Raw genomic sequence first — 18,511 nt, forward strand, 5'->3', positions numbered from 1 at the left:
CCGCTCTCCGTGGACCCCACCGCACTTGACGGTGCGGGTTCGGCACTGGTCGATGTCGGCAAGGACATCGGTTGGACGATGTCGACGCTCGAGGGTGCGCTGTCGGGTTGCGGCAGCATGTGCGGCAATGATCCGGTCGGTGCGGCGATGGGGCAGAAGTACGATTCGACCGCTGCTGCCGTCTTGCAAGCGATCGCTGCAGCCCGCAACGGTCTGGTGAATCTTGGTGACGGTGTGCGGGTTTCGGCCCACAACTACTCGATGGCCGATGCCCAGTCCGACGTCTCGGGCAGGACCCAGCCGCTACCGGTCCCGCCGGCGTCGGGAAAGATAACGGCCTCGACGCCGCCATCATCGGTGGGCGCAGGCGACGCGGCGCCGGCAGGGTTCGGTTGGGTGGCCAAGTACATCGGGATGATCTGGCCCAACGGAGACTCTGCTCAATTGCGTGCTGCCGCGGCCGCCTGGACAGCGGCCGGCACTCAACTGTTGGTGACCGAGACCTCCGCAGCGGGACCGCTGGGAATCGTAGGCGCCCAGCAGATTCCGGAAGCCGAGGCGATCGGTAAAGCCTTCACCGAATCAATCAACGGTGCCGTGCAGATCATGAATCAGTCCACCACGATAGCGGCACAGTTGAACGCGTATGCGGCCAAGATCGATGCGGTTCATGCGGCGATCATCGACCTGCTGAGCAGGATCTGCGATCCGATGACCGGCTTCAAAGAAGTCTGGGACGTTCTCACTGGAGAGGACGAAGACGAGATCAAGAAGATCGCCGATGACATCAAAACGGTGATCGACAACTTCAAGTCCGAAACGTCGGCGCTGGCATCAGAGATGACGGTGGCGATGTCGGCGGCCGAGAACATCGCGTCCTCGATGACCAAGTATGCCGATAAGGAGTGGAACCAGTTCCTGCATGGAACCGAGGTCGGGCGATTGATCGACCGCGATCTACGACTCACCAAGGGGTTCTTCGGACAGGCCGAGAATCTAGTGAAGGACAACTGGAAGTACGGACCGCTGCGGGCGATGACACAGCCCGACCGGTGGTTCAACGACTGGAAGGAGACCGTCACCGGGATGGCGCCGCTGGTCGGCCTCGGTGGTGACGGGGCGCCGGGCGTCGGCGAGTCCTGGAAGGACGCGGGGAAGGGCTTCGTGCACTCGGATCTCTGGTCGAAGGATCCGGCAGAAGGGTTGGGCGCCAACCTGTTCGACGCGCTCACATTTCTCGTTCCCGGCGGCGGGCTCGGTGCGGCAGGCAAGGTGACCCACGGTGCAGCAGATGCGGCCGAAGCCGCGGCCAAGGCGGCACCGCACGTCGCTGATGCGGCTCCGCAGGTAGCGCGCGATGTCGCGAAGGGTGCCGAAGCCGCGGTGCCGCCGCCTGTTCGCCCGCCGGAAGTGCCAGCGGGCGGTGCGCCACGTCCGCTGCCTGATGCGGCGCCAAAGCCGGCGACGCCCGAGGCTGTGCCGCCGAAGCCGACTCCTTCAGCGCCAGCTGAGCCGCGGTCGGCGCCCGTTGAAGGTCACGGTGCCGGGGGGCCGACGGAGCGGGCACCTGCGGGAGCAGCGCCTGAGCATGCGGGGTCTGGACGCGCCGAAGTGCCGAAAGTGCCTGGGGAGCCTCGGCCTTCGGTTGTGGACGTGCCCGCTACTGCGGCTGAGCGGCAGGCCCTGGCGAACCAGCTTGCAGAAGCACCGGCGAGCGCGCCTTCGGCTGGATCAGGTGGCGCGGGATCGGCCTTGCCGAGTGCTCCTTCCGCCGGAGCGCTGGGCAGCGGCAGTGGTCACGCCGCCGACGTGATGTCCTCTGCCGCAGGCGGCGCGGGCGACCGAGTACCCGCGGCAGTCGGAGCGCACGGCGCGGAGGCAGCCGCAGACGGGGCGGGGCATGGCCCTCACCCGGGTTCAGGCGACGGCGGAGGTGGTTCGCACGGCGGGTCTGGTGATCATGGAGGTGGCGGGCGACCCGACGACATCAACCCGGATCCACGCGGCAATTCGTCTGATGGCCCCGATCCGCAGCACCATCATGGAGACACGCCCACTGCCAGTGGTCCATCACACGATCCTGTGCATTCCTATCCCGAGGAAAAGGGTGATGGCTGGGAGCGCGTGGACGACAAGCCGAATGACAAACCGACGTACGGTGAACCGCTCGACGAACACTGGTCTAGCGATCACTATCCGCATCCCGATGAGATCGATCCCGAGGTGCGATCCCTGATTACCGATCACGATGCACCGTATGGGCGCGACGCCCGCGGCGTGCCGATGAGCAAAGAGGACTACGAGGCCCGCTACAACGAAATTGGTCCTGAGGGTAGGGAATTCCAGAATTATCCGCCGAATGATGGTGCCGTTCCGCACTCGAAAGTTGTGTACGACTCCATTGATGCTTACATCCGCGACTACGGCAGGGAAGTAGACCGCATTGGACTTGAGTCTGGGAAGTACCTCGCGGTGATGCGTGATGGGATTGCGGAGTCATTTGAGTCCCGTGGCCTGCCTATATCGACCCTTCTGGACCCATACTTCTCGTATTCGTTAACCGGCCGCATGCCGGAGGGTTGGCACATCGAAGTGTCAGAAGTCGCGCCAGCGTTTGGACGCGAGGGAGGGTCACTCCAGGTGCGTATCTTCGACCAAGCGAATGTTGAGGTTCGAGTAGAACGACTGAAGAGAATGGGGGTCATTCGATGACCAATTCGCCGCAAATCAATCCAGACCTGGTTGACTGGGCCCGGCAAGCTGGTTACGCGTTTGGGCATTCAGATCAGTTAGGTGCGGCGTTGTTTTGGACCGATCCCGGCGGGGAGACTCGACTCTTCGTTCGTGGCTCGGCCGGTATGGCCACACTCACGTCAGCCGACCGCGGCGAAGATGAGGTATTCGTCCTCTCCTCCCCCCGGATCGAGATTATCGAGGACTATCTTTGGGACTTCTTCGGATCCGACATCCGCTCAAAACGCAGATTGCCATGGCTGGAGGTACCGACGACTGAGGCTCAGCTCGCGGGAGGGTTCACTATAGATCGAGGTAATGACGGGTTCGCCTATCTAATCGATGCCAAAGGCGAGCGGCTCGTTCAAGTACGTGATGGCGATGTCGGGATGATGGACTTGGTTCTCCTGTCGCACCTCATTGGTCAGAGCTCCAGTGACATCAAACAGAGCTATGAGTCAGCTGACGGCCGACCGGTCTTCGCGCACTAGGCCGCATGGTTTCGAACGACGATGACAGTGTCAAATGACGAGTTAGACGGCCTGCTCGTGGACGAGATGCCAGATTCACTGCCGGCGCAGTTGAGGAAGACTTCGGGCGATAATGAGGCCTGAGATCGGTTTGACTTCAGCATTTGAACGCTGGGCACACAGAGCAGGTTTCCAAATTACCGAGTCGTCCTCGACGGACGGGCGAGCGATCGTGTGGGACGGCGGAGGAGAGATTCGCTACTTCTTCGGCGTTGACGCGGACGGCTGGATCGTCGCCACGTGCTCAGAACGTATGGGAAAAGAGCAGTTTGAGCTCGCCTCCACCCTGCCCTCGTTGGTTGAGCGCAAGTTCATAACGGATTTCGCCCGACCAATCAGATCCCTGAACGCCCTCCGACGTCTCGCGCACCCACGCACTGCCGAGGATGTGGCTGCCGGCTACTCGATCGGCAGGCAACATTATTGGGGCAAAAACCGGTGCACCCTTGTCGACCCCGAGAATCGAGTGGTGGCTGTTGTGGGCGGCGGTGAGTTGGTCGGCACGATGAAAGTTGCTTACCTGTCAGTGCTTGCGTCAAACACTGTGGAAGCGATCGAGCAGTCGTTCTTGGATCCGGAGGGCAAGCCAGTGTTCTCTGTTCGGGATGACTAGGACACAGGAGTGACGATGGCGGTCAGGCGATTTGACAATACCTACTTCTCTCGGGAGGACCGATTCTGGCTGGGTGTTGATCTGAAGGAGGGCGGCCACTACGCGTCTTTCCCGGTGGCAGCCCAAGTAGTGGATTACATCGAGTACTACCGTTTAACTCCCGAGCAGTACAAGCACTTCAGCGAAAACCACGACGCTGCACTTGAGTTCATCGAGTCGTGCCGCCGCCGTGAGCATGACGATCTGCTCATCTACAAGCCCGGTTGGAACCGCGGCACGCCGTCATGACTACCGGCCAACCGGAATTCAATGCGGCCATCTGCGTCTACCTCAAGAACTATCCAGGACGAAATGTCCAGCAGTTCAACGAAGTTTTCGGCGACCGAGCCGAACAACTCCTAGTGCGCGTCCACGAAATCTCGCAGAGACCGTCGAAATCGATCTGGAGTGGAGCGGTCCGACACTCACCGACGGTGGACCGCCATCGAGGCAATCATGGTCGAGCGTCACCCGAGCCTTGCACCCGAAGCGCTTGGCGCGCTCGACAACTACCACACCATCTGGTCCGATAACCGGCCCAGCAGTAAACCAACCTAATTCTCCGGCGGAGCCTTTGGCTCGAATGGTTGGTACCACTTCCATTGGGCGCGTTCGCCGATGGGTCCGCGGCATGGTGGGACGTCGGGTGGCGGTTGGTTGGGTGGGCGGGCTAGTGATCGTGGGGTGAGGGGGTCGCCGTCGCTGTCGACGACGGTGAGGTGGTGTGCGGGTCCGGTGATGGTGATGTCGCCGCGGTGGTGTGCGCGGTGGTGGTAGGGGCAGAGCAGGACGAGGTTGTGGAGTTCGGTGGGGCCGCCGTTTTCCCAGTGCTGGATGTGGTGGGCGTGTAGTCCGCGGGTGGCGCCGCAGCCGGGGACGGCGCAGGTGGTGTCGCGGTGTTCGAGGGCGCGGCGTAGTCGCCGGTTGATCGTGCGGGTGCTGCGCCCGGCGCCGAGGGGTTGGCCGTTGCGTTCGAACCAGACTTCGCAGGTGGTGTCGCAGGTGAGGTATTGGCGGTCGGCCTGGGTGAGCAGGGGACCCAGATGGAGTTCCCCGATGCGCTTGTCGACGTCGAGGTGCACGACGACGGTGGTGTGTTGTCCGTGGGGGCGGCGGGCGACGTCGGTGTCCCAGCCGGCCTCGATGAGGCTCATGAACGCGTCGGTGGTGTTGGGCAGGGGTGGTGCGTTGTTGGTGGAGTCGGTGTCGTGGTCGCGTTTCCAGTCGGCGATCAGCGCATCGTGGTGGGATTGCAGGGCGGCGTCGAAGGTGGCTGCTTCGATGTTGGGAAGAGTGATATTCCAGGTGGTCGCCTCGTCGCCGACGGTTTTGCGGAGCGAGCGTGGCGGGTCGGGTTGGGGGCCGGGTTTGGGTGGTCGGGGTTGGAGTTTGATGGCTTTGCGTAGTTGGCTGACGGTGGCAACGGTGGCCAGTTGTGCGTAGTGCTCGTCGGATCCGTCGGCGGCGCGTTCGGCGATGACGCCGACTTGATCGACTGAGAGCTGGCCCTCGCGCAATGCCGCCACACATCGCGGGAATTCCGGTAGTCGTTGTGCGACTGTGGAAATGGTGTTGGCGTTGGCTGTCGAGGTGCCCAGTTTCCAGGCCACCACCGCGGCGACGGAGCGTGCCCCGGTCATGCCGCACAGGTTGCCGTGGTCGAGTTCGGCGACGAGTTCCACGATGCGCCCGTCGATCGCGTTGCGCTGCCCGGCCAGCTCCGCCAACTCCTCGAACACCACCTCGAGGCGCTCCTTCGGGGTGAGCACGGCGGCCGACGACATGACTACATCATGGCAGCACCCACCGACAAAAAGGAACGCCTAGAGGTGGCCCAGCACCCGCGCCGCGAACAGCGCCGGATGTTCCCGATGCATGAAGTGTCCGCCGGGGACTTCCTCAACGATGTACTCGCCCTTGAACATCCGGGCGGAGCGACGGTAATCCGATGGCTCGGCCACGGGGTCGTCAGTTCCGGCGATGACGACCGTCGGCACGGTGATCTTCTTCTTCAATGACGCCGACGGCAGCGGTGACAGTTTCCGGTAGTAACCGAACGCGGCGTCGAGGCTTCCGGGGCTTGAGAAGCACTCGCGGACGGCATCGAACTCCGCGGCGGGCGGAGTCCACGTCGGCGACCATCGCCGATAGATGGCGGGTAACGCCTCGAAATTGTTGCGTGCGAACCGCTTCGCCGCCCCGGGCAGCTTGTACGCGGCGAAATGCCTGACACCCCAGACCTTCCGAAGTGAAGGCTTCAACGTCGCGGGATGTGGAATCGCCACAGTGATCAGCTTGGACACCAAATCCGGCCTCAGCGCCGCCGCACCGTAGACTGCCGAGGCACCCCAGTCGTGGCCGATGAGCACGGCCTCGGAAGCTCCCAGCGCAGATATCAACGCCAGCACGTCACGCGCCAGCGTCTCCTGACCGGGATCTGCGGCAGGCACCGCAGTCGGGTGATAGCCCCGCATGAACGGGCTGACGGCCCGATAGCCGCGTGCAGCAATCAGGGGACGAAGGTGATCCCACGTGTGCGCGGTATCCGGGAACCCGTGGAGCATCAGCACCAGAGGTCCTGCGCCCTCCTCGATGTAGGCGAACGTCAGTCCGTTCGCCTCGACGAATCCCGTCGTCTCAGCCACTCCTGTGGACAGTACTCCCGCCACATCGCCGGAACCGGCCACACTGAGCCATGCTCGACCTCATCCTCCCGCTCGAGTGCGGAGGGTGCGGTGCGCCGTCGACCAGGTGGTGCGACGCCTGCGCCGCGTCGCTGAAGGTCCACACCGACGAACCGCACCTCGTCACCCCGCGCATAGACCCCGGCGTGCCCGTCTTCGCTCTCGGCCGCTATGCCGGCCCCCGCCGGCAGGCCATCGTCGCGCTCAAAGAGCACGGCCGTCGCGACCTCGTCGCCCCGCTGGCCCGCGCCCTGGCCCTCGGCATCCATCAACTCGAAACCTGGGGCATCCTCGACACCCCGTTCACCATCGTCCCGGCGCCCACCCGTGCCTCGGCTGCCCGCCGCCGCGGCGGCGACCCCGTCACCCGCATCGCCATCCGGGCCACTCGGCAACACCCGCAGACGCGAGTCACCCAGGCCCTGAAAACGCGAGCGATGGTCCGCGACTCCGTCGGCCTGACGATCGCCGACCGCGAGCGCAACCTGTCCGGCCGCATCAAGATCACCAAACAAGTCGAAGGCGACGTCCTGCTCGTCGACGACATTGTCACCACCGGCGCCACCGCCCGCGAAGCGGTGCGGACGTTCACCAAAACCGGCGTGAATGTAACGGCGGTGTTGACCCTCGCGCACGCCTGACCAGGGGAGGACTTCAGTCCCTGTAACAGGGGTTGAAAGAACTGGAAACAGGTGCGCCGAAAAGGTGGCACACCGGTGTGAATAACGACTACCGTCGGGGCCAACACACCGTGAATAAATCACGGGGGCGGTCTAGTCACAGGCCCGCCGCTTCGCCGAGCAACGGTAGGAGGTGAGGTTTCTCGACCCCTGGCGCCGGCGGATGAATTTCGTGCCAATCCTGTCGGCGCAGACTCCCAAGACAGGCCGGCACGCCAAGGTGCGTGCAACCCGTAACAGAAACGAGTTGTCAAGCATGTCAATCGATTCCGTGAACACCGGTCAATTACTCGCCGACGATGACGACCTTGCCGAACCCGACGCCAATGCCGAAGTGCAGGTGTGCGGGCGCAACGTCGAAATCCCCGATCACTACCGCGTCTATGTCGCGCAGAAGCTCGCTCGCCTCGAACGGTTCGACCGCTCGATCTACCGCTTCGATGTCGAGCTCGAGCATGAACGCAACCGCCGCCAACGTAAGAACTGTCAGCACGTCGAGATCACCGCGCGCGGTCGCGGGCCGGTGGTCCGTGGGGAGGCCTGTGCGGACAGTTTCTACGGCGCCTTCGAGGCTGCCGTCCACAAACTCGAGAACCGGCTGCGGCGCACGAAGGATCGGCGCAAGGTTCATTACGGCGACAAGACACCGGTATCGCTTCACGAGGCCACCGCGGTGACTCCGCTCATCGACGCGGCCGCGGCGTTCACGCCCGAGCAGCCCGCCGTCCAGGAGCCGGCGGTCGACGACCACGAACCGGGCCGCATCGTGCGCACCAAGGAGCACCCCGCGAAGCCGATGACCGTCGACGACGCGCTCTACGAGATGGAGCTCGTCGGCCACGACTTCTTCCTGTTCCATGACAAGGAGAGCGATCGGCCGTCGGTGGTCTACCGCCGCCACGCCTATGACTATGGGTTGATCCGGCTGGGCTGATCGCCGCTGCCCGGGCTCGACCAGCGCGTCACCTAGGATGGGGGGCGCTTAAGCCTCCAATCCACAGGGAGGCCCCTCCTACATATGTTCAGGGGAAAACGTGCTGTCGAAGTTGCTGCGCCTTGGTGAAGGTCGCATGGTCAAGCGCCTCAAGGGGGTGGCTGACTACGTCAACACCTTGTCCGACGACGTAGAGAAGTTGTCGGACGGCGAGCTGCGGGCCAAGACCGACGAGTTCAAGAAGCGCGTTGCTGACGGCGAAAGCCTCGATGACCTGCTCCCCGAGGCTTTCGCCGTCGCCCGCGAGGCGGCCTGGCGGGTGTTGCAGCAGCGCCACTTCGACGTCCAGGTGATGGGCGGCGCCGCACTGCACTTCGGCAACGTCGCGGAGATGAAGACCGGTGAGGGCAAGACCCTGACCTGTGTGCTTCCCGCCTACCTCAACGCGCTGTCCGGCGACGGCGTCCATGTCGTCACCGTGAACGACTACCTGGCCAAACGCGACAGCGAGTGGATGGGCCGTGTGCACCGCTTCCTGGGCCTCGACGTCGGCGTCATCCTGTCCGGACTGACCCCGGACGAGCGCCGCGCCGCCTACGCCGCCGACATCACCTACGGCACCAACAACGAGTTCGGCTTCGACTACCTGCGCGACAACATGGCCCACTCGGTCGAGGAGATGGTGCAGCGCGGCCACAACTACGCGATCGTCGACGAGGTCGACTCGATCCTCATCGACGAGGCCCGTACCCCGCTGATCATCTCCGGCCCGGCCGACGGCGCCTCGCACTGGTACACCGAGTTCGCCCGGCTGGCCCCGCTGATGAAGAAGGACACCCACTACGAGGTCGATATCAAGAAGCGCACCGTCGGTGTGCACGAGCTGGGTGTCGAGTTCGTCGAGGACCAACTCGGCATCGACAACCTGTACGAGGCCGCCAACTCGCCACTGGTCAGCTACCTCAACAACGCGCTGAAGGCCAAGGAGCTCTTCGAGCGCGACAAGGAATACATCGTCCGCAACGGCGAGGTTCTGATCGTCGACGAGTTCACCGGCCGCGTGCTGATCGGCCGCCGCTACAACGAGGGCATGCACCAGGCCATCGAGGCCAAGGAAAACGTCGAGATCAAGGCCGAAAACCAGACGCTGGCCACGATCACCCTGCAGAACTACTTCCGGCTCTACGACAAGCTCGCCGGCATGACCGGTACCGCCGAGACCGAGGCCGCCGAGCTACACGAGATCTACAAGCTCGGTGTGGTCCCGATCCCGACGAACCGTCCGATGATCCGTAAAGACCAGACCGACCTGATCTACAAGACCGAGGAAGCCAAGTACATCGCCGTCGTCGACGACGTCGTCGAGCGCTACGAGAAGGGCCAGCCGGTCCTGATCGGCACCACCAGCGTCGAGCGGTCGGAGTACCTGTCCCGGCAGTTCCAGAAGCGGCGCGTCCCGCACAACGTGCTCAACGCCAAGTTCCACGAGCAGGAGGCCGGCATCATCGCCGAGGCCGGCCGGCGCGGTGCGATCACGGTGGCCACCAACATGGCCGGCCGTGGTACCGACGTCGTGCTCGGCGGCAACGTCGACTTCCTGGTCGACCAGCGCCTGCGGGAGCGGGGCCTGGATCCCGTCGAGACCCCCGACGAGTACGAGGCCGCCTGGCAGGAAGAACTGCCGAAGGTCAAGGAGCAGGCGGCCAAAGAAGCCGAGCACGTCATCGAGGTCGGTGGCCTCTACGTGCTGGGCACCGAGCGCCACGAGTCCCGTCGTATCGACAACCAGCTGCGTGGTCGTTCCGGTCGCCAGGGCGATCCGGGCGAGTCCCGCTTCTACCTGTCGCTGGGTGACGAACTCATGCGGCGCTTCAACGGCGCCACGCTGGAAAGCCTGCTGACCCGCCTCAACCTGCCCGACGACGTGCCGATCGAGGCCAAGATGGTGACCCGCGCGATCAAGAGCGCGCAGACCCAGGTCGAGCAGCAGAACTTCGAGATCCGCAAGAACGTCCTCAAGTACGACGAGGTGATGAACCAGCAGCGCAAGGTCATCTACGAGGAGCGCCGCCGGATCCTGGAAGGCGAGAACCTGCAGCAGCAGGCGCACGACATGCTCGTCGACGTCATTACCGCCTACGTCAACGGCGCCACCGCCGAGGGCTACGCCGAAGACTGGGACCTCGAGCAGCTGTGGACCGCGCTGAAGCAGCTCTACCCGGTGGGCATCGACCATCACGACCTGCTCGACAACGACGCCATCGGTGAGCCCGGCGAGCTGACCCGTGAAGAGCTGCTCGACGCTCTCGTCGAGGACGCCGAAAAGGCTTATGCCACACGCGAAGCCGAGATCGAGGCCCTTGCCGGTGAAGGCGCCATGCGCCAGCTGGAACGCAACGTGCTGCTCAACGTGATCGACCGCAAGTGGCGCGAGCACCTCTACGAGATGGACTATCTCAAGGAGGGCATCGGCCTGCGGGCCATGGCGCAGCGCGATCCGCTGGTCGAGTACCAGCGCGAGGGCTACGACATGTTCGTCGGCATGCTCGACGGCCTCAAGGAGGAGTCGGTCGGCTTCCTGTTCAACGTGCAGGTGGAGGCCACTCCGGCACCCGCGGTCGCGCCGGTCGACACCCCGGCCGGGTTGGCCGATCTGGGCAACCAGCAGCAGGAGCCGGCACCGGCCTTGCGCGCCAAGGGAATCGACGACGACGACTCCCGGCAGCTGACCTACAGCGGCCCCGCCGAAGACGGCTCGGCCGAGGTGCAGCGCAACGGCGGCGGCAAGCACGCCGCGACGGCGGGCACCACCCGCAAGGAGCGCCGCGAGGCGGCGCGCAAGCAGTCGAAGAGCAGCAGCAGGCTGCGCCGGGGTTAACCGCGGTAATTCACCCGGCTAGCCGATGTGCAACGCCACCACCTGCCAACGCAGACCGGTCGGCGTCATGACCTGCTCGACGCGACAGGCGATGGCGTGGATGCGCTCGTCGCGGGTGTAGGTCGCGGCCACTTCGGCGGCTGATCCGTCGGTCCCGACCGGCTGCACTCGTAGCCGGCGCAGTCGTGCGGCGCCGTTGCCCTCGTGGCGGGCGACCGCAGGCAGCAGCGACTCCACCAGGCCGGAGGCGAGCAAGGGGCGCAGCTGCGCCAGCGAGCGCCGCCGGTCGATCACCTCGAGCACACGGCGCAGGGCCGCGTCGGCGAATCCGCCTGCGGCACGCAGCGGCGCGGACGGGGCCGCGGGCGGCACGGGACGGGGCGCGGATTCGAGGGCGCGGGGACGCAGCAGGTGCATCCGCTCGGGTGCGGTGTGCAGCACCGGCGGCTCGTAGTCGACGACGGGAACGACGCAGGACATGGGCACTCTCCGGGATCGGTCAATGCAGGGACCGGCTGCCGGAGAGGGGCGAACCGTTGGCGACATGATGGCACAGCCGCGGCGGTCGTGTGTGCACCCGCGATGCGGCACCCCCGGGTATGCGGTTACCGTGTCGGGACGGGCGGGGATGTCGATGAGGGGAATGTCGCAACGATGGTGACTCGACTGTCAGCATCGGACGCCTCGTTCTTCCACCTCGAGGACACCTCCACCCCGATGTACGTCGGCTCGCTGGCGATCGTGCGCAAGCCCCGCGCCGGCCTGAGCTACGAAACCCTGCTCGAAACCGTCGAACGCCGCCTGCCGCAGATTCCGCGGTATCGCCAGAAGATCCGCGAGGTCACCCTCGGTTTGGCGCGCCCGGTGTGGGTCGACGACCCCGACTTCGACATCACCTATCACGTGCGGCGCTCGGCGCTGCCGTCGCCGGGAAGCGACGCCCAACTCCACGAACTGATCGCCAGGCTGGGTTCACGCCCGTTGGACCGATCCCGCCCGCTGTGGGAGATGTACCTCATCGAGGGCCTGGCAAAGAACCGGCTCGCCATCTACACGAAGTCGCATCAGGCGCTGGTGAACGGGATGACGGCGCTGGAGATCGGCCACGTGGTCGCCGACCGCAGCCAGAAGCCGCCGACGTTCGGCGAGGACATCTGGATCCCGAGCCGCGAACCCACCAACGGTCAGCTGTTGCTCGGCGCGGTCGGGGAGTGGCTGGCCCGGCCCCGCATGCAGATGCAGGCGGTCAGCTCGGCCATCGGTGAGCTCGCCCGCAACAGCGGCGAAGTGGTCGACCTGGCACGGCGGCTGACCGACGTCGCCCGCACCGTGGCCCGCGGCACCGCGCCGAGCAGCCCGCTGAACACCAAGGTCTCGCGCAACCGCCGATTCACCGTGGCTGTCGGTTCGCTGGCGGACTACCGGGCCGTGCGCTCACGCTACGACTGCGACGTCAACGACGTCGTGCTGGCCGTGATCGCCGGCGCCCTGCGCAACTGGCTGCTCTCCCGCGGCGAGCCGGTCACCACGAGCTCGACGGTGCGGGCCATGGCGCCGACGTCGGTGTACCCCGAGGCGGTTCTGGAATCGTCCGGTCCCGGACAGGCCATCAGCGAAGTGGCGCCCTTCCTCGTCGACCTGCCGGTGGGCGAGGGCAACGCGGTGGTCCGACTGTCCCAGATCGCGCACACCACCGAATCGCATTCGGCTGCAGCCAGTCTGGTGGATGCCCGCACCATCGTCACGCTGTCGGGCTTCGCGCCGCCGACGCTGCATGCGATGGGCACCCGGGTCGCTACGCAGTTCTCGGCCCGCCAGTTCAACCTGTTGATCACCAACGTGCCGGGGCCGCAGTCGCAGATGTACGTGGCCGGGGCCAAGCTGCTGGAAATCTTCGCCGTGCCCCCGCTGCTGCACAACCAGGTGCTGGCCATTGGCGTCACATCGTATTGCGGCATGCTGTATTTCGGCATCAACGCCGACCGTGACGCGATGAGTGATGTCGATGTGTTGCCGACGTTGCTGGCCGAATCTCTTGAGGAACTGCTCGAAGCTGCTCAGTAGACGTAGGATTCGTCGATGGGCAAGGCCAACTCCAACGGTGAAGCTTCCACCAAGAAGCGCAACCGCAAGATTCCCAAAGACATCTATGCAGCTGAATTGTTTCGGCTGCAAGCCGAATTGGTGAAACTGCAGGAGTGGGTCAAAGCGACCGGCGAACGCGTCGTCGTCGTCTTCGAGGGTCGGGATGCCGCCGGTAAGGGCGGCACGATCAAGCGGATCGCCGAGTACCTCAGCCCCCGGGTCGCACGCATCGCCGCGCTGCCCGCACCCACCGAACGCGAGCGCGGCCAGTGGTACTTCCAGCGTTACGTCGAGCACCTGCCGGCCCGCGGCGAAATCGTTCTGTTCGACCGGTCCTGGTACAACCGCGCCGGCGTCGAGCGGGTGATGGGGTTCTGCACACCGCAGGAGCACACCCTGTTTCTGCGCCAGTGTCCGATCTTCGAGCAGATGCTCATCGACGACGGAATCATTCTGCGCAAGTACTGGTTCTCGGTCTCCGACGACGAGCAGCTGCGCAGGTTCCGCTCGCGGCGCAACGATCCGCTGCGGCGCTGGAAGCTCAGCACGATGGACCTCGAGTCCATCTATCGCTGGGAGGACTACTCGCGCGCCAAGGACCAGATGATGGTGCACACCGACACCCCGAACAGTCCCTGGTTCGTGGTCGAGTCCGACGACAAGAAGCACGCGCGGCTCAACATGATGGCGCACCTGCTGGCGAGCATCGACTATCAGCAGGTCGATCTGCCGAGTGTGGAATTGCCCGAGCGTCCGGTGATCGGTAATTACCAGCGACCGGAGCGGGAGCTGTCGACGTATGTCGACGATCACGTCTCCACCCTGCTCGGGGACGACAAGAAGGACAGCTAATCTGCCCTCATGCGGGTCTACATCCCGGCCACTCTGGCCATGCTGCAACAGCTGGTCGCCGACGGCTCGCTCCAGCCGCTGAGCGGGACGGCGTTCGCCGTGACGCCGAGTTTGCGGGAGTCCTACGCCGAGGGCGACGACGAGGAGCTGGCCGAGGTCGCGATCGGTGAGGCGGCGCTGGCGTCGCTGCGGCTGCTAGCCGCCGAATCGGAGCGGTCCGACGGGGAGTTGCCGCTGCGCCGGGCCGTCCTGATCGCTGACGCGGATGCGACGCCGCGGCCCGACCTCGACGACGCGGTCGTGCGGGTCAGCGGGCGGGTGAACCTGGATCAGGTGGTTGCCGCGTATGTCGACAACTCGGACGCCGAGCCCGCGGTGAAGGCGGCGATCGCCGTCGTCGATGACGCCGATCTGGGCGATGAAGACGCCGAATTCATCGTCGGTGACGCTCAGGACCACGCGCTGGCCTGGTACGCCACCCAGGAACTGCCGTTCCTGCTTGATTTGCTCTGACGCCTGGATACGGGACCGTAGGTTACGGTACCGTAGGTTTGACGGCGAAGGAGGTGCGCAATGGCGAAGAACCAGGTCAAGATCAGTGCGAACGTGGTCGACACCGTGCGACCGAAGGTGGCCGGAGAGGGTCGCAATCCCGCGATCGACGCGGTGCGTGCCCTGTTCGGGCGGATCACCACACCGCTGTTGCCGGACGACTACCTGCAGCTGGCCAACCCGTTGTGGTCGGCGCGCGAGCTGCGCGGGCGGGTGCTCGACGTCCGCCGGGAGACCGAGGACTCGGCGACGCTGGTGATCAAGCCCGGCTGGGGCTTCACGTTCGACTACCAGCCCGGCCAGTACATCGGTATCGGCCTGCTGGTCGACGGCCGGTGGCGGTGGCGTTCCTACTCGCTGACGTCGAGCCCGCACTCCGACGGCACGGGTCGGTCGCGGACCATCACGATCACCGTCAAGGCCATGCCCGAGGGATTCTTATCCAGCCATCTGGTCGGCGGGGTCAAGCCCGGCACGATCGTCCGGTTGGCTGCTCCGCAGGGCAACTTCGTGATGCCCGATCCCGCGCCCGCGTCGGTGTTGTTCCTGACCGGCGGGTCCGGCATCACCCCGGTGATGTCGATGCTGCGGACCCTGGAGCGCCGCGACCAGATCGGCGACATTGTCCACATCCATTCCGCCCCAACGGAATCCGACGTGATGTTCGCCAGCGAGCTCGCGCAGCTGGCTCGCGAGCATGACAGCTACCGGCTGACCGTCCGCACCACCCGCACGCAGGGGCGGCTGGATCTCGCGCAACTTGACACCGTCGTCCCGGACTGGCGTGAGCGCCAGACCTGGGCCTGCGGTCCGGAGGGAATGCTTACCGAGGCTGAGAAGGTGTGGCGCGCCGCCGGCATCGACGACCGGCTGCACCTGGAGCGGTTCGCCGCGTCCCGGGCCGCCGCCCACGGACAGGGCGGCACGGTCACGTTCGGGCGCAGCGGCAAGTCCGTGAGCGTCGACGCGGCCACGTCGTTGATGGAGGCCGGTGAGCAGGCCGGATTGCGGATGCCCTTCGGCTGCCGGATGGGCATCTGCCAGTCCTGTGTGGTGGCCTTGGTCGACGGCCACGTTCGCGATCTGCGCACGGGTACCGAGCACGATCCGGGTACCCGGATACAGACGTGCGTTTCGGCCGCTTCGGGCGACTGTGTGGTCGATGTCTAAGGTTTACTGGCTAGTAACCTACGGGTACGTAGGTTACGGTAGCGTAGGGACAAGAAGGGAGGCGTGACTTATGGCTATTACCGATGTTGACGCGTTTTCGCACCTGACCGACGCAGACATCGAAAGTCTGGCGGTTGAGCTCGACGCCATCCGCCAGGACATCGAAGATTCCCTCGGCGCGCGGGACGCGCGCTATATCCGCCGCACCATCGCCGCCCAGCGCGGTCTCGAGGTCGCCGGGCGGCTGATGCTGGCAGCCAGCTCCAAACGTTCGGCCTGGTGGGCGGGCACCGTGACCCTGGGCGTGGCCAAGATCATCGAGAACATGGAGATCGGCCACAACGTCATGCACGGCCAGTGGGACTGGATGAACGATCCCGAGATTCACTCCTCGTCGTGGGAGTGGGATATGAGCGGGGCGTCCAAGCACTGGCGGTTCACCCACAACTTCATGCACCACAAGTACACCAACATCCTCGGCATGGACGACGACGTCGGCTACGGCGTCATCCGGGTCACCCGCGACACGAAGTGGAAGCCGTTCAACCTCTACGGCAACCTGCTGTTCAACACCCTGCTGGCGATCGGCTTCGAGTGGGGCGTGGGTCTGCAGCACCTGGAGCTCGGCAAGATCTTCAAGGGCCGCGACGACCGCAAGGCCACCCTGGTCCGCATGGGCGAGTTCGGTGAGAAGGCCGGCCGGCAGCTGTTCAAGGACTACGTCGCTTACCCGGCGATCACGTCGCTGTCGCCGTACGCCACCTACCGGTCGACGGCCACCGCGAATGCGATCGCCAACGTGATCCGCAACGTGTGGGCCAACGCGGTGATCTTCTGCGGCCACTTCCCTGATGGCGCAGAGAAATTCACCAAGACCGACATGGTGGGCGAAAGCCAGGGCCAGTGGTACCTGCGCCAGATGCTGGGCAGTGCCAACATCGAGGGCAGCCGCGCCATGGACTTCATGACCGGCAACCTGTCGTATCAGATCGAGCACCACCTGTACCCCGACCTGCCGAGCAATCGGCTGGCCGAAATCTCGGTGCGGGTGCGCCAGGTCTGCGACAAGTACGACCTGCCCTACACGACCGGGCCGTTCCTGGTGCAGTACGCCAAGACCTGGCGCACGATCGCCAAGCTGTCGCTGCCGGACAAGTACCTGCGCGACACCGTCGACGATGCACCGGAGACCCGCAGCGAGCGGATGTTCGCCGAGCTCGAATCCGGTTATGCCGGTGTCGACCCGAAGACGGGCCGCAAGCGCGGACTCAAGACCGCGATCGCCACGGCTCGCCAGAAGCGGCGGGTCAAGCGCGCGGCCAAAGCCGCCTAGCCAGTCGGCGCGCTCGCGGGGCATGATGAGCCCGTGAGCGCGCCGTGGCAGCTGCGGACCGGAAGTGCCGACGACCTCGACATCCTCGAGCCGTTGTGGGTGGCCGTGCATCACCGGCATGCCGAGTCGATGCCGGAACTGCAGCCCTACGTCAGCGACGCTGAGTCGTGGCGGGTGCGCCGCGCGCTCTACGTGGAACTTTTCGCGAAACCCGACACCGTGTTGTTGGTTGCGAGCGTCGACGACCGTCCGATCGGCTATGGGCTGGCGCATGTGCTCGAAACCGAGGACACCTGGGTGGCCGATACTTGGGCCACCGGCCGGCGGGTCGGCGAAATCGAATCCCTTTCGGTGCTACCGGAATTCCGTGGATCGGGCCTGGGCACCGAATGCTGACGAAGCTCGAGGAGCACCTGCGCGCGGCCGGCGTCGACGATCTGGTTCTCGGTGTGCTCTCCGGCAACCGAGACGCCCTGCGTCTCTACGAGCGCCTCGGTTACCGGCCGACCTGGCTGTACCTGTCGAAGTTCACCGGCCGGGACTGAGCGCCTACTTGGGGATGTAGTCGAAGGTGTCCGGGTTCGGGCCGCGACGGCCTGCCTCACCCTTGTCGAGCGCGGTGATGGCATCGATGTCGTCGTCACTCAGCTCGAAGTCGAAGATCTCCAAGTTCTCCTTGATCCGTTCGGGGGTAACGGATTTCGGGAAGACGATGTCGCCACGTTCGATATGCCAGCGCAACACCACCTGGGCCGGGCTCTTGCCGAGGCGCTCGGCGACCTTGCCGATCACCGGGTCGTCGAGCACCGCGCCCTGCGCGATCGGCGACCACGCCTCGGTGAGGATGGTGTGGTCGGTGCCGTAGGTGCGCAGCTCGTCGTTGGCGAAGTACGGGTGCACCTCGATCTGGTTGACGGCGGGCACCGTCTCGCTGTCGCGGGCCAGTTGTTCGAGATGGTGGATCTGGAAGTTGGACACGCCGATGCTGCGGGCGCGACCGTCGTTCTTGAACTCCTCCAGCGTCTTCCACGTGGAGACGAAGTCGCCGTCGTACAGCGTCGGCAGCGGCCAGTGGATCAGGAACAGGTCGACGTAGTCGGAGCCGAGCGCCTCGATGGTCTTGTCGAAGGCGCGGCGAGCGTCATCGGGTTTGTGAAAGCCGTTGTTGAGCTTGCTGGTGACGTACACCTCGCCGCGGTCGATGCCGAAGTCTCGGATGCCTTGTCCGACGCCCTTTTCGTTCTGGTACATCTCAGCGGTGTCGATGTGGCGGTAGCCGATTTCCAGGGCGGTGCGCACCGCGGACGCGGTCTCGTCGGGCGCGATCTGGAAGACGCCGAACCCAAGCTGGGGAATCTTGGTGCCGTCGTTGAGTGTCAAGCTGGGAACAGTGCTCATTTGTGCGGCGTGCCCTCTCGATAGGTGTTG

General features: G+C 65.1%; 16 protein-coding genes and 1 pseudogene. 13 read left to right on the plus strand and 4 right to left on the minus strand.

The window, feature by feature from the left end:
• The first annotated feature begins 9 nt into the window (after positions 1 to 9).
• The 4 genes from K0O64_RS07535 to K0O64_RS07550 all read left to right on the plus strand — a co-directional run bounded on the left by K0O64_RS07535 (position 10) and on the right by K0O64_RS07550 (position 4,164).
• Entirely contained in the window at positions 10 to 2,712 is a 2,703-nt protein-coding gene (locus K0O64_RS07535) for a glycohydrolase toxin TNT-related protein (RefSeq protein ID WP_125477404.1), read from the plus strand.
• Positions 2,709 to 3,224: an Imm61 family immunity protein gene (locus K0O64_RS07540; RefSeq protein ID WP_071947069.1), complete on the plus strand. Its 516-nt coding sequence runs from the start codon at positions 2,709 to 2,711 to the stop codon at positions 3,222 to 3,224. The genes K0O64_RS07535 and K0O64_RS07540 overlap by 4 nt, the downstream gene beginning before the upstream one ends.
• Positions 3,225 to 3,336: 112 nt before the next feature.
• Positions 3,337 to 3,876, plus strand: coding sequence for an Imm61 family immunity protein (locus K0O64_RS07545; RefSeq protein WP_071947068.1), 540 nt, complete (start codon positions 3,337 to 3,339; stop codon positions 3,874 to 3,876).
• Between the two features lie 15 nt (positions 3,877 to 3,891).
• Positions 3,892 to 4,164 (plus strand): hypothetical protein, encoded by a 273-nt coding sequence (locus K0O64_RS07550; RefSeq protein WP_071950024.1) that lies wholly within the window; start codon positions 3,892 to 3,894, stop codon positions 4,162 to 4,164.
• A 305-nt stretch (positions 4,165 to 4,469) separates the two neighbouring features.
• Here K0O64_RS07550 and K0O64_RS07555 read toward each other — a convergent pair whose 3' ends face one another.
• Entirely contained in the window at positions 4,470 to 5,699 is a 1,230-nt protein-coding gene (locus K0O64_RS07555) for an HNH endonuclease signature motif containing protein (RefSeq protein ID WP_071947067.1), read from the minus strand.
• Positions 5,700 to 5,738: 39 nt separating this feature from the next.
• The gene (locus K0O64_RS07560; protein WP_071947066.1) at positions 5,739 to 6,560 is read right to left on the minus strand and encodes an alpha/beta fold hydrolase; all 822 of its coding nucleotides are present in this window, start codon (positions 6,558 to 6,560) and stop codon (positions 5,739 to 5,741) included.
• A gap of 50 nt (positions 6,561 to 6,610) precedes the next feature.
• Between K0O64_RS07560 and K0O64_RS07565 the strand changes: the two genes are divergently transcribed.
• The 3 genes from K0O64_RS07565 to secA all read left to right on the plus strand — a co-directional run bounded on the left by K0O64_RS07565 (position 6,611) and on the right by secA (position 11,091).
• Entirely contained in the window at positions 6,611 to 7,240 is a 630-nt protein-coding gene (locus K0O64_RS07565; RefSeq protein ID WP_071947065.1) for a ComF family protein, read from the plus strand.
• 295 nt (positions 7,241 to 7,535) lie between these two features.
• Entirely contained in the window at positions 7,536 to 8,213 is a 678-nt protein-coding gene (gene hpf / locus K0O64_RS07570; RefSeq protein ID WP_220046249.1) for a ribosome hibernation-promoting factor, HPF/YfiA family, read from the plus strand.
• Between the two features lie 100 nt (positions 8,214 to 8,313).
• Positions 8,314 to 11,091, plus strand: coding sequence for a preprotein translocase subunit SecA (secA, locus tag K0O64_RS07575; RefSeq protein ID WP_071947064.1), 2,778 nt, complete (start codon positions 8,314 to 8,316; stop codon positions 11,089 to 11,091).
• A gap of 18 nt (positions 11,092 to 11,109) precedes the next feature.
• Here the strand turns inward: secA and K0O64_RS07580 are convergent, their stop codons facing one another.
• Positions 11,110 to 11,571, minus strand: coding sequence for an Rv3235 family protein (locus K0O64_RS07580; protein WP_071947063.1), 462 nt, complete (start codon positions 11,569 to 11,571; stop codon positions 11,110 to 11,112).
• A gap of 174 nt (positions 11,572 to 11,745) precedes the next feature.
• On the opposite strand from K0O64_RS07580, the gene K0O64_RS07585 reads away from it, so the two are divergent.
• The 6 genes and pseudogenes from K0O64_RS07585 to K0O64_RS29845 all read left to right on the plus strand — a co-directional run bounded on the left by K0O64_RS07585 (position 11,746) and on the right by K0O64_RS29845 (position 17,628).
• The gene (locus tag K0O64_RS07585; RefSeq protein ID WP_071947062.1) at positions 11,746 to 13,155 is read left to right on the plus strand and encodes a WS/DGAT/MGAT family O-acyltransferase; all 1,410 of its coding nucleotides are present in this window, start codon (positions 11,746 to 11,748) and stop codon (positions 13,153 to 13,155) included.
• A 15-nt stretch (positions 13,156 to 13,170) separates the two neighbouring features.
• Positions 13,171 to 14,028 (plus strand): polyphosphate kinase 2, encoded by an 858-nt coding sequence (gene ppk2, locus K0O64_RS07590; RefSeq protein ID WP_071947061.1) that lies wholly within the window; start codon positions 13,171 to 13,173, stop codon positions 14,026 to 14,028.
• 9 nt (positions 14,029 to 14,037) lie between these two features.
• A complete protein-coding gene (locus K0O64_RS07595; protein WP_071947040.1) occupies positions 14,038 to 14,541 on the plus strand; it encodes a DUF6912 family protein in 504 nt (167 codons plus the stop codon).
• A gap of 60 nt (positions 14,542 to 14,601) precedes the next feature.
• Positions 14,602 to 15,750 carry a ferredoxin reductase gene (locus tag K0O64_RS07600; protein WP_096310586.1) on the plus strand — a complete coding sequence of 383 codons (1,149 nt, stop codon included), beginning with the start codon at positions 14,602 to 14,604 and terminating at the stop codon, positions 15,748 to 15,750.
• Between the two features lie 70 nt (positions 15,751 to 15,820).
• Positions 15,821 to 17,083 (plus strand): fatty acid desaturase family protein, encoded by a 1,263-nt coding sequence (locus K0O64_RS07605; protein ID WP_096310588.1) that lies wholly within the window; start codon positions 15,821 to 15,823, stop codon positions 17,081 to 17,083.
• A 129-nt stretch (positions 17,084 to 17,212) separates the two neighbouring features.
• Positions 17,213 to 17,628, plus strand: a pseudogene (locus tag K0O64_RS29845) (GNAT family N-acetyltransferase).
• A gap of 4 nt (positions 17,629 to 17,632) precedes the next feature.
• On the opposite strand, the gene K0O64_RS07620 reads toward K0O64_RS29845, so the two are convergent.
• Complete coding sequence (locus tag K0O64_RS07620; RefSeq protein WP_071947036.1) at positions 17,633 to 18,481, minus strand: aldo/keto reductase; 849 nt, start codon at positions 18,479 to 18,481, stop codon at positions 17,633 to 17,635.
• Positions 18,482 to 18,511: the final 30 nt, after the last annotated feature.

The organism is Mycolicibacterium pallens (assembly GCF_019456675.1).
Lineage (GTDB): Bacteria > Actinomycetota > Actinomycetes > Mycobacteriales > Mycobacteriaceae > Mycobacterium > Mycobacterium crocinum.

Excerpts from the sequence above, each read along its gene's own strand:
- K0O64_RS07540 (WP_071947069.1), top strand. The coding sequence starts at position 2,709 with ATGACCAATTCGCCGCAAATCAATCCAGACCTGGTTGACTGGGCCCGG.
- K0O64_RS07580 (WP_071947063.1), bottom strand. The coding sequence starts at position 11,571 with ATGTCCTGCGTCGTTCCCGTCGTCGACTACGAGCCGCCGGTGCTGCAC.
- K0O64_RS07620 (WP_071947036.1), bottom strand. The coding sequence starts at position 18,481 with ATGAGCACTGTTCCCAGCTTGACACTCAACGACGGCACCAAGATTCCC.
- hpf (WP_220046249.1), top strand. The coding sequence starts at position 7,536 with ATGTCAATCGATTCCGTGAACACCGGTCAATTACTCGCCGACGATGAC.
- K0O64_RS07545 (WP_071947068.1), top strand. The coding sequence starts at position 3,337 with ATGAGGCCTGAGATCGGTTTGACTTCAGCATTTGAACGCTGGGCACAC.
- K0O64_RS07585 (WP_071947062.1), top strand. The coding sequence starts at position 11,746 with ATGGTGACTCGACTGTCAGCATCGGACGCCTCGTTCTTCCACCTCGAG.
- K0O64_RS07595 (WP_071947040.1), top strand. The coding sequence starts at position 14,038 with ATGCGGGTCTACATCCCGGCCACTCTGGCCATGCTGCAACAGCTGGTC.
- K0O64_RS07555 (WP_071947067.1), bottom strand. The coding sequence starts at position 5,699 with ATGTCGTCGGCCGCCGTGCTCACCCCGAAGGAGCGCCTCGAGGTGGTG.
- K0O64_RS07600 (WP_096310586.1), top strand. The coding sequence starts at position 14,602 with ATGGCGAAGAACCAGGTCAAGATCAGTGCGAACGTGGTCGACACCGTG.
- ppk2 (WP_071947061.1), top strand. The coding sequence starts at position 13,171 with ATGGGCAAGGCCAACTCCAACGGTGAAGCTTCCACCAAGAAGCGCAAC.
- K0O64_RS07550 (WP_071950024.1), top strand. The coding sequence starts at position 3,892 with ATGGCGGTCAGGCGATTTGACAATACCTACTTCTCTCGGGAGGACCGA.
- K0O64_RS07605 (WP_096310588.1), top strand. The coding sequence starts at position 15,821 with ATGGCTATTACCGATGTTGACGCGTTTTCGCACCTGACCGACGCAGAC.
- K0O64_RS07565 (WP_071947065.1), top strand. The coding sequence starts at position 6,611 with ATGCTCGACCTCATCCTCCCGCTCGAGTGCGGAGGGTGCGGTGCGCCG.